Annotated in this window: 17 protein-coding genes; 8 read left to right on the top strand and 9 right to left on the bottom strand. The window is 69.2% G+C overall.

Annotation, left to right across the window (positions count from 1 at the left end; genetic code table 11):
- Positions 1-434: 434 nt before the first annotated feature.
- The 9 genes from OHB41_RS51835 to OHB41_RS51795 form a co-directional block, all read right to left on the bottom strand.
- The gene (locus tag OHB41_RS51835) at positions 435-2,972 is read right to left on the bottom strand and encodes a P-loop NTPase family protein (RefSeq protein ID WP_266709776.1); all 2,538 of its coding nucleotides are present in this window, start codon (positions 2,970-2,972) and stop codon (positions 435-437) included.
- Positions 2,973-3,181: 209 nt separating this feature from the next.
- A complete protein-coding gene (locus OHB41_RS51830) occupies positions 3,182-3,517 on the bottom strand; it encodes a DUF7739 domain-containing protein (protein ID WP_266709774.1) in 336 nt (111 codons plus the stop codon).
- The gene (locus OHB41_RS51825; RefSeq protein WP_266709772.1) at positions 3,514-3,693 is read right to left on the bottom strand and encodes a hypothetical protein; all 180 of its coding nucleotides are present in this window, start codon (positions 3,691-3,693) and stop codon (positions 3,514-3,516) included. The genes OHB41_RS51830 and OHB41_RS51825 overlap by 4 nt, the downstream gene beginning before the upstream one ends.
- A gap of 109 nt (positions 3,694-3,802) precedes the next feature.
- A complete protein-coding gene (locus tag OHB41_RS51820) occupies positions 3,803-4,960 on the bottom strand; it encodes a hypothetical protein (RefSeq protein WP_266709770.1) in 1,158 nt (385 codons plus the stop codon).
- A 68-nt stretch (positions 4,961-5,028) separates the two neighbouring features.
- Entirely contained in the window at positions 5,029-5,328 is a 300-nt protein-coding gene (locus tag OHB41_RS51815; protein WP_266709768.1) for a hypothetical protein, read from the bottom strand.
- Positions 5,329-5,332: 4 nt separating this feature from the next.
- The gene (locus OHB41_RS51810; RefSeq protein ID WP_266709766.1) at positions 5,333-5,500 is read right to left on the bottom strand and encodes a pRL2-8; all 168 of its coding nucleotides are present in this window, start codon (positions 5,498-5,500) and stop codon (positions 5,333-5,335) included.
- A gap of 2 nt (positions 5,501-5,502) precedes the next feature.
- The gene (locus tag OHB41_RS51805) at positions 5,503-5,823 is read right to left on the bottom strand and encodes a hypothetical protein (RefSeq protein WP_266709764.1); all 321 of its coding nucleotides are present in this window, start codon (positions 5,821-5,823) and stop codon (positions 5,503-5,505) included.
- A gap of 2 nt (positions 5,824-5,825) precedes the next feature.
- Positions 5,826-6,047, bottom strand: a complete 222-nt coding sequence (locus OHB41_RS51800) for a hypothetical protein (RefSeq protein ID WP_266709762.1) — start codon at positions 6,045-6,047, stop codon at positions 5,826-5,828.
- 101 nt (positions 6,048-6,148) lie between these two features.
- A complete protein-coding gene (locus tag OHB41_RS51795; RefSeq protein WP_266709760.1) occupies positions 6,149-6,661 on the bottom strand; it encodes an RNA polymerase sigma factor in 513 nt (170 codons plus the stop codon).
- Positions 6,662-6,884: 223 nt separating this feature from the next.
- Here OHB41_RS51795 and OHB41_RS51790 point away from each other — a divergent pair, with 223 nt between their 5' ends.
- From OHB41_RS51790 to OHB41_RS51755, 8 genes are all read left to right on the top strand, one after another.
- Positions 6,885-7,679 (top strand): GntR family transcriptional regulator, encoded by a 795-nt coding sequence (locus OHB41_RS51790; RefSeq protein ID WP_266709758.1) that lies wholly within the window; start codon positions 6,885-6,887, stop codon positions 7,677-7,679.
- 53 nt (positions 7,680-7,732) lie between these two features.
- On the top strand, positions 7,733-7,960 hold the full coding sequence (locus tag OHB41_RS51785) for a hypothetical protein (protein WP_266709756.1): 228 nt from the start codon (positions 7,733-7,735) through the stop codon (positions 7,958-7,960).
- A 251-nt stretch (positions 7,961-8,211) separates the two neighbouring features.
- Positions 8,212-11,802 (top strand): DUF927 domain-containing protein, encoded by a 3,591-nt coding sequence (locus OHB41_RS51780; RefSeq protein WP_266709754.1) that lies wholly within the window; start codon positions 8,212-8,214, stop codon positions 11,800-11,802.
- A gap of 3 nt (positions 11,803-11,805) precedes the next feature.
- The gene (locus tag OHB41_RS51775) at positions 11,806-12,378 is read left to right on the top strand and encodes a hypothetical protein (protein ID WP_266709752.1); all 573 of its coding nucleotides are present in this window, start codon (positions 11,806-11,808) and stop codon (positions 12,376-12,378) included.
- A gap of 29 nt (positions 12,379-12,407) precedes the next feature.
- On the top strand, positions 12,408-12,746 hold the full coding sequence (locus tag OHB41_RS51770; protein WP_266709750.1) for a hypothetical protein: 339 nt from the start codon (positions 12,408-12,410) through the stop codon (positions 12,744-12,746).
- Between the two features lie 239 nt (positions 12,747-12,985).
- Positions 12,986-13,765: a ParA family protein gene (locus OHB41_RS51765; RefSeq protein WP_266709748.1), complete on the top strand. Its 780-nt coding sequence runs from the start codon at positions 12,986-12,988 to the stop codon at positions 13,763-13,765.
- On the top strand, positions 13,762-14,181 hold the full coding sequence (locus tag OHB41_RS51760; RefSeq protein ID WP_266709746.1) for a hypothetical protein: 420 nt from the start codon (positions 13,762-13,764) through the stop codon (positions 14,179-14,181). The genes OHB41_RS51765 and OHB41_RS51760 overlap by 4 nt, the downstream gene beginning before the upstream one ends.
- 184 nt (positions 14,182-14,365) lie before the next feature.
- The gene (locus OHB41_RS51755; protein WP_266709744.1) at positions 14,366-14,737 is read left to right on the top strand and encodes a hypothetical protein; all 372 of its coding nucleotides are present in this window, start codon (positions 14,366-14,368) and stop codon (positions 14,735-14,737) included.
- Positions 14,738-15,367: the final 630 nt, after the last annotated feature.

Raw genomic sequence — 15,367 nt, 5'->3', positions numbered from 1 at the left:
ATAAAGAATTGCGATGCAATTCTAAGCGAATCCGAATTCCTCGCGCTTCGCGCTTCGGGGCTTTAGTGCGCGGAATTCTGCGCGAATTGGGATCGCTTTATGACATGAATCCGAATTCTTCGCGCTTCGCGCTCAGAACGCTTTAGATGTCGAATAGAGGAGGCTCTAGGAGTTGCCTTTTGTGTTCTTCTAGACGGCATTTCATGCACGGATTAGGCCAATTCGTATAATCCTCTTCGAGTTCTCCCCCGCAGTGCGGGCATTTCCCACAGCAGGGGTCTCCACACATTTCCCCGCAGTTATCGCACGGCTTTTCTTTCGGCATTTCTGACCCCTTTCTAGGGCTTTATCGAATTGTTTAGCAAGGTATCAGAGGGGGTCCGGACATGCAAATAGGCCCCCTCCGGAGAAGGGGCCTACCGCGTTTGTGCAGGTCAGACAGCGTCGCCCTGTTCGGCCCCTACCTTGCTTTCTTCGCGCTTCTCAATGCCGCGCTGCTCGTAGAACGCCAGGAGCTGGGTCAGGGTGAACTTCTCGGCCCCGTCGTTCTCGATTCCGACCGGGAATCCGGTGCTTTCCCGGCGCCGCTTGTGCTGGCGGATCAGACCGGCCTCGATGTCGTAGCCGCGGGCCTGCATCTCCCGGGCGATCTCGGCGATCGTGAGGAGCGTGGGGGCCTCCAGGGGGCTCCCAGCGGCCTTGGCGCCGCCCTGGCCCGGGATGAGCCGGAGCCTGTCACGCTGGCCTGTCACGCCGGGTGTCACGCTCCCCTCGGGCGTGACACCGCGACCTGCGGTTTCGTCGCTCAGACCCCCCTCAGAACCCCCGTTCGGGCCCTCGGGAGCACTGTCGCGTGACACCGCCCTGATGAGCGCGGGCGCGACCTCCGGGGAGTGCGCCGGCGGGGCGACGTACAGGCCCTCGGTGCTGTAGCCGTGCTCGGCGCGCAGCTCCTTGTAGTAGGCCGTCAGGAGCCTGTACGCCTCCTGCTGGTTCTCATCCTTGGTGAGTTCCGGGTCCCACGGGGCGTAGGGCGTCTGAATTCGGGTGACGTCTCCGGTGTCCGTCACGAGAACCATTCGACCGGCCTTCTTCTGAATGGGCGGCATGGGGAAACTCGCGCCCATAATCCGCTTCCACTGCTGTTCCCGGTAGCTGCCCAGAATCTTGAAAGGGAAGAGGGGAACGAGGGAGACGCCGCCGAATTGCGTGTCCTTGAAGTCCTGGAATACGGCGATGATGTGGACGTTGACCTCACGGCCGAGGCGGAGGGTCGAAGCCACCGCGTCGCGCCAAATCGGGTCACCGGCCGGGGCGCCGCTTTCCTTGGTGGCGGTGTATTCCTCCTTCAGAATGTCGGCAAGCTGGTTGCACTCTTCCAGGAACACGTAGAGCGGGAGGAATTCCGTCCGCGTCTTGTGCTTCTTCTCGTAGTTCCGGGCGTTGACGACCTGGACGACCCATTCCAGCGTCGCGCGCATGTCCTGGGGTGCCTGCGGGTTGCCGTAGAGGTGCACGCCATGAATTCCGATGAGGGGCGTAAGGCTGACCATCTTGGGGTCGATTCCGATGATGGTTCCGCGCTTCATCAGCATCTGGACGGCGAGCCACTGAAGGAATGCGGACTTACCGCCACCCGAGCCGACGGACAGGGCCCAGTGGGCCTGTTCGTCGCTCATCTTCTGAATGATGGGCTGGTTGAACGTGTCCTGTCCGCAGTAGAACTCATCCGGTCCGAGGGCGGCCAGAATCTCCTGAACCTTCGGGTCCCAGATATCCACGGCGCCCGGAGGCTCGGGCGTGGGCGCCGGCGGCTTGGGCGGCGGCTTGTGGGTGTAGACGGCCGTGGCGTGCTCACCCGTGAACCTGAAGCGGCCGACCCACTCCCCCGGCACGCGGGAGTTGAGCAGGGCCGTCAGGGCCTCCCGCTCCCCCTCGGAGCCGCGGAAGTCCCAGGGGAGGCGGACGACCATCCGCGCGTCGGCGTCGGCCAGGCGCTCGGGGAGGTGCAGCCAGTTCTCCCAGGGCTCGTCCTCGGGCAGGCCGAGGTCGTGGCTCAGGATGGGCCAGATCTTCGGGCCGTACACCGCGTTGTCGCCGGGCGGCTTGGGCTGGAAGCGGTGCGCGGCGGCGGCGACGGCTCCGAGGGCCAGGACCAGGAGGACGACGGTCATCGTCCGCCAGGCCGGGACCAGGAGGCCGAGGAGGGCGGCCGTCATGGCGACGCGGGCCAGGCCGCGGGCGGCGTACGGCCAGGTGTGCCACAGGCGAACCATGCGGGCGATGGTGGTGACGATCGGAGCCAGGAAGCCGTAGACGGCCCGCAGGACGCCCCACACGGCCACCAGGAAGCGCCAGACGCGCACGGCGGCGCGGACGGCCCACAGGGCGGCACGGACGGCCCTGTCCAGGGCACGGACGGCCCTGTCCAGGGCGCGGGCGCCCTTGCCGCTGTAGGTCTCGATCCAGGCCGCCGTGGCGAGTGCCCACGGGCGCGGCTGGCGGCGCTGAGGCTTGACCAGGCTCACCCTCGGCGGGGCCAGGGCGATGGACTCCATGGCCACGGCCTCGACCTGCGGGGCGCCGGCGGACGTGAGCTTGCCCGAGCGCAGGAACGTGGCGTCCGAGCGGGGCTCGCCCCGGAGCTCCCGGCCACCGTAGAACCGCAGGACGGCCCAGACGGCCAGGACCAGGCCGCGGACGGTGCCGTAGAGCTTGCGGAAGATGCCCGCGACGGCCTGGTCGGCCTTCTTCCAGTCAGTCTTGGCGGCGCCGCTCTTCTTGTGGCCGTCCGCGAGCATGGCCAGGACGATCACGGCGCCGATGACGGTGAGGTTCCCGCCGGGGAGGTGTCCGGCGGACCAGTTCCACGCTTGGCCCAACAGCTCGGTGACCCGGCCGCCCTGTTCCTGGGTGGCCGGGTCCGGCGGTGCCTTGGTGCCAGCCGCGAGGGCGGCCGTCATGCTGTGCATCGAGTTCCCCTCGTACTCGGGGGACCCGGCCCGCCCGGCAGGCAATCTCTGGCAGGAGTGGGGCCTGCCGGGCGGGAGCGAATCCCCTATGGGATGGATCTTGGCTGGTGGGACTGACACCCGGATTTCGGGGTCTCACTTGGTAGAGGTGTGGTTTTCGGGCTCCGTGTGACAGTCCGGGCCGGACTTTCTCGCCCGGACCGGACAGGTCATCCGGTGGCGGTCGTGGTCCAGGTCCAGGGCTCGCCCTCGGCCGCCGCGCGGGCGGCCGAGTCACCCAGGAGGCGGGCGACCTTGGCGGCCTTGGCCTTGGTGAAGCGGTGGCTGGCCACGGTCCGCAGGAGGTCCGCGAACGTCTCGGCCTGGTCGGCCGGGATGGTCGCCTCGGTCTCGGTGCCGGCGAACTCCAGGAGCCGGGCCAGGGGCTCGCGGACGTCGTACGGGAGGCAGCCGCGGGCGCAGGCGGCCAGGTCCCGGACGGCCTTGGTGCTGTGGGTGTCCTGGCCAAAGAAGTCGGCGCCGTGGGTGGTCTGTACGTAGCTCATCGCGACTCCTCCCGCTCCTTGCGGGAGGCGATGCTGGCCAGTCGGCCGTACGCCTCAGCCAGGGTGATGGCGGCGCGGGCACGCTGAAGCTGTCGCTCGTCCGGCTTGTCGTTGAGGATCGCGCGGGCGGATTCGAGGATCTGTTCCGCCTTCTCCATGTACGTCGCGTAGCTCACGAGGGTGATCCCTTCAGGGGGACATTGGACGTTGGATTGGTGTGTTGACCTGGAGAGACGGCCGGGAGTGTCCTGGGACTGTCTTGGGGGACACTCCCGGCCGTGGGGGCTACAGGTAAAGGCCGTGGGCCTGGTCGTCGGTCTGCTCCTGCTTGGCCTCGCGGACGTAGCGCTTGACCGTGGCCGCGAACTTCGGGTCCTCGGTGCGGTCGAACCGCTCTCCGAGGGAGCGGACGATCGTCTCCGCGTCCATCACTCCGTCCTGGACGGCCTTGCGGACGGCGGACGCGATGGAGGGACGGCGGGGGGTCTGCTCGGGCACCCGGTCGTCGTCGGCGTGGGCGGCGGCGGGGGGCTCGGGCGTGGTCTCCGGGGCGGGGCGGACGTCCGGGCGGATGGCGTGCACGTTGTCCGTCGCGCTGACCTGGGCGAACTCGTCATCCGCCGGATATCCGTCCTCATCCTTGCGGATGGCGGGGGCCTGAAACAGCGGGTTTCCGGGCTTGGTGACGTCACGGCGTCGCAGCGTCGCGGCGTCACCTTCCGGGGCGGACGTGAGGGCGGATGCCGTGGACGTTCCGGCGGACACGGCGGCCGGGGCGGTGCTGACCTCCACGGCCGGGGCGGTCGTGGCCATCCAGTCGGAGACCTCGGTGCGGGTCTGCTCGGCGGCCAGGAGCTCCAGGGCGGCGCGGTTCTCCGCACGGGCGACCTGGCGGCGGACACCTGCGATGGCGAGCTGGGCGTTCGAGCGGCTGATCTCCGCCTTCACCCACTGCTGGTCCGCCTGGGACAGGTCGCGGTTGATGAACCGCATGATCCCCATCCAGAGGACCTTGGCGAACAGGGAGACGGCCGCGCCGACGACCCCCAGGGCGACGGACCCGGCCAGGAGGCCGTGCCAGAAGATCGAGCCCATCGTGGCGGCCAGGAGGAGCCAGCCGACCTTCTTGGAGAACGACCGCTTGGCCGGGTCGAACCGGGCCAGGTACTCCATGAGGACGTTGACGATCCATGCGGCGTCGAACACGGCGGCCCCGGCGTAGCCCATGCCCCCGTCCAGGAGGGCGCCGATGGAGTACGTGGACCAGACGACCGCCACGGCGGTCAGGAGCGCGACGACGGTGACGGCTGCCTTGATGGCGTACTGGTCCCAGTCGGCCGGCATGACGGGCGTCCGGATCTCGTAGGGCTCGGTGACGTCGTGGGTGATGCCGTCACGGGTGTGCTGGACGACGCGGGAACGCTTCTCGGTCTTGAACTTCACAGTGAGCTGTCCTTTCGGGACCGTGGTGACGCTGTGGCGCTGTGGCGTCGTGGCGTCACCACGGGGAGTCAGTGGGAGTCGTCGGGGGAGGGGACGTAGGTCCAGCGGGCCCAGTCGGCCACGGCGTCGGCGGCCTGCCAACACGCGTCCCGCACGGCGCGGCGTCCACCCTTGGGCAGGCGCAGGACCGGCAGGGCGCAGGCGAGCCGGACGGCCAGGAGGCCGAGGAGGGCGACCGCGACCATGCCCAGCGGGGAGGCGCCGGCGGCGCGGGTCCCGAGGGCCAGGCCGAGCCCGACGAGCGCGGCCAGGAGCTGCGGCGCACGGGAGACGGCGTAGAACACGGGGAGGGCAATCAGGGTCCTCATGCCGTCACCGCACGATCATCGAGTCGGGGCAGCGACCGCCCATGTGGGACACACACGCCGGGCAGTCCTCGCGCGGGGCCAGGTGCTGGTGCTGCTCGCGGCTGTCGTAGGCGTGAAGCCAGCACTGGCGGCACTCGCCCTTCGGCGGGTTCAGGGCCTTCTCGCTCGCCATGGTCACCACCACTTCGATTCGGCGCGCTTGGCGACCTTGGCGGTGGCGGCCTCGGAGATGACGGCCTGGCGGGCGGTCCTGGCGGCCTGAAGTTCGGCGCCAATCCGCTCCTCGGCGTCCGCGAACACGCGGTCCACGGCTCGGTCCGGGCCGGACGTGGACTTGCCACGGATCACCCGGCGGACGCCACGGCCGATGTGCAGGAAGGCGCGGGCCTGTTCACCGCCGGACAGGGCGCTGATCTCGCCGTTGCGGACGCGCTGGAGCTTGGACTCGGCCTCGCGGATCTGGCGGTCGAACGGCTTGGTGTTGGGCTTGGCCATGGTCAGCCCCTCCTCGGGAACGAGTGGCCGGCGGGCGGGTACGTCTCGCCGGGCAGCGGCATCGCGCCCTCGATGACGACATCCTCGAAGTCGGTGAGCGGAAGGTCGGAGGCCGGGTCACCGGTACGCGCGGCGTACGCGGCCTCCAGTCCCTCCAGGAGTCGCCCGGTACGAGCGAAGTCGTCGGCGGCCTTCTCGGTCCGGCGGAAGAGGGACATCAGCACTGCCCGCACTTTCCGGGGTTCGAGTCCGCGACGATCCAAGCCCCGCAGCCGGAGCACTGCCACATGTGCCGCAGCACGGAGAGCAGAACGTTCACGGCCCATCACCGGGCCAGCGCCATGGAGGAGCGGAGACGGCGGGCACCCGCGTGCTTGCGCTTGCGGATCGCGGTCTCCGACCGACCGAGGCGAAGCTCGATCCGGCGGTCACTCAAGCCCTGGGACTTGAGCTTCCAGACGGCGGCTTGGCGGGGCGTGAGCGCGGCGAAGGCGAGCACGTCCGCATAGGCCGGCGGGGCGGCCTGGAGAGAGAAGGACGCCACGGCGTCCGTCCAGTCCCGGGGCTGCTCACTCGCGCGGCGAGGGCGGTAGTGGTTGCGGGCCGCGGTCCGGACGACCGACGAGAGCCACGGCATGGCGTGGTCGTCGTCAGCCCGGAGGCCGCTGATGTACCGGCAGGCCAGCACCCAGGCGTCACCGGCGATGTCGGCGGCGTCGGCGGGGCACTTGGCGCGGGTCACGGCGTAGGCCAGGACCCGGCCGGAGTAGAGGCGGAACAGCCTGTCAAGGCGTTCCGCGGCTTCTGCGGAGAGCTGCGAAGCGTCGATACGATCCATGAAGGATCGGTCCCTTCTGTGGGTCAGAACGGGTGTCGATCTCAGGCCCCTGGGCGGCGGTAGGACGCCAACCCTGGGGCCGCTTTCGTGCACAGGTCGGTACTGCTTCCATGGAGGCAAGCTGTACCGGTACTGATATTGCCCTCCGGCTGGCATCGTGTCAAACAGTACCGGTACTGTTTCCTGTGAGAGGATCACTCCTGTACTGAGGAAGGGAGGGCACATGCCCCGTTATGAGCAGGTCGCGGATGATCTGCGAGCGCGCATCCATGAGGGTGAGTACGCAATCGGCGCCAAGCTGCCGACGTATGCCGAACTCACGGATACCTACGGCGTCGGGCGCGGAGTCATCAGCTCCGCACTCGGGGTGCTGGAGCGCGAGGGGCTGATCAGGGTCGTCAAAAAGGCCGGCATCCGAGTCCTGGACTGGCGAGTGCAGCGACGTCGGATCAGCCGCGGACAGCTCATCTATCGCGACCCTCGACGCGGGTATGTCGGCCCTGCGGCGTCCTCCCCTGACGAACCCTGGGACACCCACGGCAGGCCAGTGACCAGTTACGAGCCCATCCCTGAGCGGATCGCGGAAGTCCTCGGGATAGAGCCCGGCATCGCCGTCCTTCGACGTCGCCGTGTGACCTCTCCCGCAGGGGAGCCCCCATTCCAGATCGTTGACACCTGGTTGTCCGCCGAAGTCGTCCGGGACGCGCCGCAAGCAGCCGAGCCGAACACCGGGCCAGGCGGCTATCTGGACCGGCTGGAAGAGGCTGGCCACGGTCCAATCTCCTGGACCGAATACGGCCGGGGTCGCTTGCCCAGCCGCGAAGAAGCCACGCTCCTGGACATCAGCACTGAGGCACCCATCTTCGAGCTGCTTTGGGCGGGCAAGTCCGCCCAGACTGAACAGATCATCGAGGTGACATCCCGCGTCATCCCCGCCGACCGTGTAGAGCTGGTCAGTGAGCTGCGACGCGATGAGTCAGCCCAGTGGCCCGTTGAACCGGTCACACCAAAGCAGTAGAGGACGTCACGAACCCACGACGTCATGACGCCACCAAGGGGAGGAAAGCCCAGATGCCGGAAGACCCGATCAGCCAGGAAATGGCCCGCATCCTGAACGAGAAGCTCCAGCGGGTGATCGACAAGCAGACCGAGCACACCATCGCCCTGGCGAACCACACCGCGTCGCTCGACCGGCTGGAGAAGGGCCAGGAGCAGATGAAGGCCGCACTCACACAGCACCAGGAAGCCTTGGCCCAGATCCTGAGCATCCTGCGTGGCAAGGCTCCGAACGCCACCTGACCGAGTGGTGTCCCTACCGCGCGTAGAGGTGTCCGGTACGCGGCGTAAGCTGCACAAAACCAAAAACAAGATCCGCAAACGCGAAAACCCGCACCGGGCTCTGCATGAGGAATCGAAGCCTCAAGCAGAGTCGAAGTCCCGGAACGGGTTCGCGTTGACCTAGCAGTCATTGCCGAGTGTAAGGCAGAGGTGGGGAGATTTCTCCTCCCCCCTTCTGGCGATCACTCTGGCGGTGGCCCAGAAGGGCACACGTGAATCAGCAGCACCCGCAGACCTCAGAGTCTGCGGAAGAGGTACCCCGGCAGAAGCGGGGCACGGGCGGGACGGTCTCGAACCTCGAACGGGAAGGGACCCCTGTCGGCGCTCGGCCGATCGCGGGCCTGAAGGCGGGCTGGTTCTTCCGGCCCGTGGACCGGATGCTTCTGCACCGCGCGAGCAAGGACGCCCCGGCTCTGCCCGTGGGCACCGTGCCCGTGGTCATGGGCCGGATCACCTACCGCATGTCCGACCGGCGGCACACGAAGATCGCGTACCAGATCCAGACCGAGGAGGGTCCGCGGATCGTCTCGGCCGAGGAAGTGCTGGACGGCACCTGGGCCGACCGCGCAGGCAGACAGCGCCCCACCACCCCCGATGCGCGGCACGCCTACGCGCAGATCTTCGGTGAGGACGTCATGGCGGCCGAGGAGGTCCCGGCCCTGCCGGTGAAGGACGCGGCCGGCGGCCTGACACTCCCCGACGCCGACGCCCAGGAGTACGGCTACCTCAAGGTGCGCGAGCTGGACCAGGAGGCTGCCCGCAAGGGGTGGGCCCGGGTCATGCACCTGGCCACGCAGTCGCCCCGCACGACGCTGGTCCTGTCCGCGATGTTCGCGGGCCCGCTGATCTCCAGCCTGCACGGCGTCCCGGCGCACATCCTGAACCTGACCGGCGGCGGGCAGATCGGTAAGTCGAGCGTGCAGCAGGTCATGTGCGCGCTGATGGGCGACCCGAGCGAGGAGACCGGCGAGCTGTTCGGCTCGATGAACAACACGGGCCTGTCCCTGCCCGAGATCCTGATTCAGGCCCGCTACCTGCCGATGTGCCGCGAGGAGACGTCCTCCTCGGCCCTGTCGCTGCCCGAGCTGGAGAAGCTGTTCCAGCGGATCGTGGCGGGCGCCAAGCGCGGGCGGCTGGGCAAGGGCAACGCGCTCGTGAAGTCGGTCGGCACCTGGCACAGCATCTTCGTCACCTCCTCAAACGAGTCGCTGCACCGCCAGGGCCAGGTGGAGTCCCTGGCCTCCCGCCTCCTCCAGTTGAACGGCCCGTTCTTCACCGCCGCACCCGCGACGGCCGAGGCGTTCGACCTGGCCTCGCGCTTCCACGGCTGGCCGCTGGTGTGGGCACGGGACGGCGGATTCTTCACGGCCGAGCGGATGGCGACCTGGCGGGAGCTGCACACGGAGATCGTGGACCGTCTGGCGACCGAGGAGACCCGGAACAACGGCGGCATCCCGCTGACCCTGGCCCGCATCCTGTCCGCGTGGTGCGTCGGCGCGTACATGCTCGCGGAGCTCCTGGGGATGCCCGAGCTCGGCGCGATGGCCGAGGAGGACGCCCGCCGGGAGCTCCCGCGCATCCTCGGTGAGGCCATCGAGCACCACCTGACCCCGGGACAGATCCTGTGGGAGAAGGTGGCCGGCGCCATCGTCCAGGAGCCCGCCGCGTGGGTCCAGTCCACGATCCTGGCTCCGGAAGTCTGGGCTGGCCAGGAGTTCAAGCCCCGGCGGGTGCTGGGCTACTACCACCAGGGCCAGGTCTACGTGTACGTGGCGACGCTGGCCGAGCTGGTGAAGGCGGGCGGCATCGACTCGCCCGTGCCGGGCCTCCAGGAGCTGAAGCGGCGCGGCGTGCTGAAGACGACCGAGAAGACCAAGCTGGCGTCCAAGCACGCCACCCGGGAGCTGCGCGACGCGCTGCCGGGACGGGCGTACATCTTCGACCCAGCCAAGGCCCAGGAAGCCTTCACCGACCGCGAGACGCCGCCGCAGGTGACCCCGGACCAGGCTCCGGTACCCGGCGACGACTCGGCCACCGTGGCGGCCGAGAACCGGGCCATGGAGACCTACCGGAACCCTGCCGCCGCAGTTCAGGCCCAGGATGCCGACGCCGCAGCGTCACGGCGTCGTGACGTCACAAGGACCGTGCAGGCTCCACCCCGGCCCACGGCTCCGCCCCGGATCGTCTTCCCCGAGGCCGCCGAGCGCGTGACGGACCGCTCGTTCGCCTCCCTCGAGGCGCGGGCGATCGGCCGCACCCTATCCGCGACCCGGTTCGGCGTCCTGGGCAACGGGGTGCTGCATCTGCCCAACCGGGAGCCGGTGAAGGTGCCCGTGCCCCGCTCGGTGGACGACGTGCCAGCCCTGGTGGCCGCGTACGGGCTCAAGACGCTCTGGGTCCACCAGGAGGCCATGGAGGCCATGGGCCTGCCCTCGTTCGAGGAGCGGCGGAAGCTGGGCATGGCCCAGACCCGGGCGGCCGAGGGCAAGGGCGAGGAAGACTCGGTGAAGCCGCCGGGGGCGATGAACCCCGTGGCGCACCCGTGGGCGATCCCATCGGCCGGGTCGCCCGTGGCCGAGCTGCACCCGGCCGGGATCACGGCATGGATGACGCTGGTCCTGGCCGACGAGACCGCACGGGACCGCCGGGTGGTCGTGGCCGTGCCCGCCTATGAGCACCGGTTCGACAAGGCCAAGCAGCCCGGCCGGGGAGGCTGGGGCGGGGCCGAGACCCCGGAAGTCCTCCTGGACGCGCTGATGGTCTACCTGATGTCCACGCTGCACGGCACCCAGGAGCGGCCCAAGGTCGTGCCGTACTTCCAAGGCCCGAACCAGACCGGCGAGGACTTCGCCGGCGGGAAGGGCAAGACCGAGTTCCTGTGCCAGGCCGTGCGCGAGGGCGCCGTGCCCCCGGCCGCGCAGGGTCTGCGCATGGTGCCGCTGATGGTCCCGCAGCAGTGGCACCGCGAGCCGACCGAGGCCGAGCGGGCGGGCGGCTGGCTGCACCGGTACGACAAGACGGCGGCCTGGCTCGGCGCGTACGGGCCGACCAAGCTCGGCATCGGGGAGCCGACCCACGGCGGCGAGGGCACGCCGTTCGACAAGGGGATGGCCGGGTACTGGCGGCTGGCCGACGTCCCCGGCACCGGTCTGCCGGGCCTGCCGGACTTCCAGTTCCGCGAGATGCCCGAGGGCGGCTATTGGCTGCCGACCCCGAGCGTGGAGCTCCTGATGGATGAGTACCAGGAGTGGACGCCGAAGGTGCTGGAGTCCTGGCACTGGGAGACCTCCCCGGCGGCCCTGTCCCGCATGTACAAGCTGATGTCCACCAGCCGCAACCGGATCGTGGCGGCCATGGAGGACGGACGGCCCGGAGCGAAGTGGGCCAAGCAGGTGCACGGCCGGATCTACCAGAGCTTCCGCGGCTACCTCTCCCGGCGGGAGCACAAGACCGACCACGCGACCGGCGGCGACTTCACCAAGGACGTGTACTTCCGGCCCGACTGGGCGCACATGCTGATCGCGCACGCGACGGCGAACCTCTACCGGGGTCTGGCCAAGTTCGCCCGGGAGGACGGCCGTCTCCCGCTGAGCGTCTACGTGGACGCCGCCACCTACGTGAGCGACGACGCCGATCCGATGGCGGCCAAGCCCGCGTCCATGGAGATCGGCACCTCGGGCCGCTCCTGGAGCATCGAGGGCCAGGCACCCATGGCCGAGCTCCTTCCGCTCCTGGACGCCCCGGAGCACAAGACCGGCGCCCACGGCGCACTGGACCGGTACCTGAACCAGCGGGGGGAGTGACCCATGGCCAAGTGGTGGAAGTTCGGCAGGGGCAAGGACCGCGAGGAGGGCCCGCGCCCAGAGCCGACCCCGACCCCGGCGCCGGCGCCTCGGCCCGAGCCGACCCCGGCCCCGGCTGAGGAGGGCGGGAAGAAGCGCGGCGGTCTGCTCGGGCGGCTGTTCGGCCGGGGGAAGAAGAAGGAGGCCCCGGCACCCGAGGCTCCCTCGGCTCCGTCTGCTCCGTCCGCGCCCTCGGCTCCCTCGGCCCCGGCCGAGGAGGCGGCGCCTCCCGAGGCTCCCGGCGAGGAGGGCGAGGGTGAGGGCGGTCCGGCCGGGCCCGGGGAGCGGCCGGAGCGGGTCTACCCGCCGTTCCTTCACGTGAGCGCGGACGGTGACTGGGTGATCTCGGATACCGAGTGGTCGGGCACGATGTCCGGCACGCTGCACGGGTCGGACGTGAAGACGTTCATCGACGCCATGGAGGCCAAGGGCGGACCCGACTACGACGTCGCCATTCCGTTGATCGCGGACGCGTACGGGATCCCGGGCGGCCTGATCAACGTCTCGGCGTCCACGATCCACAGCGTGGACTACTGACCCGTCCTCAGAACTGAAAGGGCATCAGCATGGCTGCCTCCGAACCGCACTACACGATCACGTTCACCGACAGCACCAGGGAGGACGGCGTCGCCGAAGGCATCGACGTCCGCGGCAAGTACCTCAAGTTCCGAGAGCACGGGCTCTGGCTCACCGGTTGCTGGGAACTGACCGTGTTCAAGAACGACGGGGACGAGTCGAGGAGCTTCCAGGTCGGCGCGGCGTTCTTCCCCTGGCACCGGATCGCTGAGGTTTCCGAGGTGTACGAAACCGCAGACGACCTCGAAGAGTGGGCCGAGACCAACGGCCTAAACTTCGAGGAGATCCAGCGAGCGGAGAAGGGTTTCAGCTTCTCCAACGGCGGCTAGAACGGCTCGCCGAGTGCCCAGCATCGACCCTCGGTGCTGGGCACTCGGCTGTCGCGCGGCCTGTCGCGCGGGCCTGTCGTGTGCGGTGCTGTCGCGTGCTGTGAGCTGGGCAGACGGGCCGGAACCCCCGGGCCTGGTCCGAGCGCGACAGGGGGCCGCACAGGGCGCGTCGTGGCGTCGTGCGGCTGTGGCGTCGTGGCGTCACCACGGGGCGGGCCGGGAGGCTCTACGCTGCCGCCGTGGACATCTACAGCATGACGAACCAGAAGGGTGGGGTCGGCAAGACGGCGAACTCCATCAACCTGGGCGCGGCCCTGGCCGAGTACGGCCGCCGCACGCTCCTGGTGGACTGGGACCCCCAAGGTCACCTGACCGAGGCTTTGGGCGTGCCCGAGGCTGCCGAGGGCCGGACCATGAAGGGCTGGGTTCTGGGGGAGTGGACCGGCGACCCCCACCAGCTCCTGGTGGAGTACCGGCCGAACCTGTGGGTCCTGCCGACCTCCCTGGACATGTTCCTGCTCGACAAGGGGCTGTACGCCGCGACCAACCGGGAGATGCGGCTGGCTCACCTCCTGGAGCACTTCGAGGAGGACTTCGACGCGGGGGTGCTCGATGCCCCGCCCTCGCTCGGCATCGGGACCGAGTGCGCGCTGATGGCCGCGCGCCGGCGCCCCGGCAAGCGCTCCGGACTCGTGATCCCGGTCGAGGCCGAGGACTCCAGCATCCGCGCCCTGCGTCTGCTCCTGCGTCAGGTCGGCATCCTGTGCGCCGACATGCGCACGGACATCGACATCCTGGGCCTGGTCCCGAGCCGGTTCGACATGCGCGACGGCGAGATCGTCAGTTCCATGCTGGACGCGTTCCGCGGCCTCGGTGAGCCGCCCGTCATCGCGGAGATCCGCAAGCGGACCGACATCCGCAAGGCGTGGCGCGAGAAGAAGTCCGTCCTGGAGTACGCGCCCAAGTCCGAGGCCGCCGACTGGTACCGGGACCTGGCGAAGGTGGTGCTGGCCGCGTGAACGCCTCCCGCAGCTCTCTGCCCCCGCCGGACATGGGCGGCCTGACGGGCGACTGGAAGACCCTCCAGGATCTCCGGCGCCGTGAGGCCGAGAAGGACCAGGGGGCGGACCGCCAGGAGGACGCGCCCGACGTCCAGGAGGAAGAACAGAAGGAAGCGCCTTCGGCGCCCGCTCCTTCCAGGCCGGGGAGGTCGCGGGGTGGCCGGCGCCCGGCCCCGGCCGTGAAGGACGCCGTGGCCCACACGGTCCGGCTGGAACCCGAGGAGGCCAGCGACGTGGACCGGTTCATCCTCGGCCTGCGCGACGACGCCCGGCGGACCCGGCTGGACAAGGCCGAGGTCTACCGGGAGCTGATCCGGCTCGCCCGCGAGGACGACGCGGTACGGCGCAAGCTCCTACGGCGGCTGAAGCCGTAGCGGGCGGCCCTGCGGCCGTCTGTGCCCCTGCCAGGCCCTTGTCTGGCAGGGGTTTTGCCATGTATGTGACGTCGTAGCGTCGTGACGCCACGACGTCACCAACGCCCCTTGCGCATTGCGCACCCCCCTGCCATAGTGGAGACGTGCACAACGCGCACACCGACCGAATCGGGGAGGACCCACCATGGCTGTGACCCTCACCAAGACCGCCGGGAACCGCGCAGAGATCACCTGGGAGCCGCAGGCGGACGACCCCCGCGGCTACCTCGCCCGCTCCGTCGAGAGCGACCAGCTCGCCTTCGCGCTCGAATCCCTCGGCGCGAGCGAGGCCGGCCACACCGAGCCCGCCACCGAGGAGTACGCCGTGGCCATGGCGACGGCCACCGCCGAGCTCGGACGGCTCCTGGAGCGCCGCGCCGCTGTGCAGGTCGTCCGCCTGCGCGACCACTACGGCCTGTCCTGGCGGCGCATTGCCACCGCGCTCTACGACGACGCCAACAAGCAGTCCAGCGTCCGGCGCCTCTACGATTCCGGCCGCCGACACATCGGCATCTGACCCGCCGAATTCCCCCCGCGAATTCTCCCTCCGGAGCACCGTAGGGGGAATTCCTTTTGCCCGGCGAACCTCACGGATCGTGACCGGTAGTCGTACCGGTCCGGGGGGCACCACGGCCCCCGTGCCCCCCCGACAGGGCCGTGCCCCCCGGTCCTGCCCCCCGTGCCCCCCGGCCACGGGGGCACGGCCGCGCCGGGGGGCACGGGAAACACCCTCCTGACCTGCGGTTATAGAGCCCGTGCCCCCCGTGCCCCCCGTGCCCCCCGGATTTTGGCCTCCCCATAGGAATTTGGGGCGTTCGTCGTACGATCCATCACCCTCCGTAGTCAGCGCCCGAAGGGCGGAAACGGTCGAATTCGGCCCGAGAATTCACCCGACCGGCCCCCGGAAAGACGAAACAATTCCTCCGGAATTGTAATTCCGGTGAATTCCAATTCCCTTGAATTCTTCGCTCGGGTTTTCAGATTGGAGCGATGAAAAGACGCTCCGCGCCTTTTCACATTCCCCGTTCAGGGGAATTTCCACGTTTTCCGCTGCGCTCCAAACGTGGAATGCGATTCGCTCCGCGAATTGGGGCCCAATTTCCCTTCGGGAAATAGACCGGCCTCTATTGGCGCTCCGCGCCAATTA

Source organism: Streptomyces sp. NBC_01571 (genome assembly GCF_026339875.1).
GTDB lineage: Bacteria > Actinomycetota > Actinomycetes > Streptomycetales > Streptomycetaceae > Streptomyces.
Note: the sequence above shows the minus strand (reverse complement) of the source record. Positions and strands in the feature narration are given on the sequence as shown.

Excerpts from the sequence above, each read along its gene's own strand:
- OHB41_RS51785 (WP_266709756.1), top strand. The coding sequence starts at position 7,733 with ATGCCGGAAGACCCGATCAGCCAGGAAATGGCCCGCATCCTGAACGAG.
- OHB41_RS51830 (WP_266709774.1), bottom strand. The coding sequence starts at position 3,517 with ATGAGCTACGTACAGACCACCCACGGCGCCGACTTCTTTGGCCAGGAC.
- OHB41_RS51790 (WP_266709758.1), top strand. The coding sequence starts at position 6,885 with ATGCCCCGTTATGAGCAGGTCGCGGATGATCTGCGAGCGCGCATCCAT.
- OHB41_RS51770 (WP_266709750.1), top strand. The coding sequence starts at position 12,408 with ATGGCTGCCTCCGAACCGCACTACACGATCACGTTCACCGACAGCACC.
- OHB41_RS51815 (WP_266709768.1), bottom strand. The coding sequence starts at position 5,328 with ATGAGGACCCTGATTGCCCTCCCCGTGTTCTACGCCGTCTCCCGTGCG.
- OHB41_RS51775 (WP_266709752.1), top strand. The coding sequence starts at position 11,806 with ATGGCCAAGTGGTGGAAGTTCGGCAGGGGCAAGGACCGCGAGGAGGGC.
- OHB41_RS51755 (WP_266709744.1), top strand. The coding sequence starts at position 14,366 with ATGGCTGTGACCCTCACCAAGACCGCCGGGAACCGCGCAGAGATCACC.
- OHB41_RS51795 (WP_266709760.1), bottom strand. The coding sequence starts at position 6,661 with ATGGATCGTATCGACGCTTCGCAGCTCTCCGCAGAAGCCGCGGAACGC.
- OHB41_RS51835 (WP_266709776.1), bottom strand. The coding sequence starts at position 2,972 with ATGCACAGCATGACGGCCGCCCTCGCGGCTGGCACCAAGGCACCGCCG.
- OHB41_RS51805 (WP_266709764.1), bottom strand. The coding sequence starts at position 5,823 with ATGGCCAAGCCCAACACCAAGCCGTTCGACCGCCAGATCCGCGAGGCC.
- OHB41_RS51810 (WP_266709766.1), bottom strand. The coding sequence starts at position 5,500 with ATGGCGAGCGAGAAGGCCCTGAACCCGCCGAAGGGCGAGTGCCGCCAG.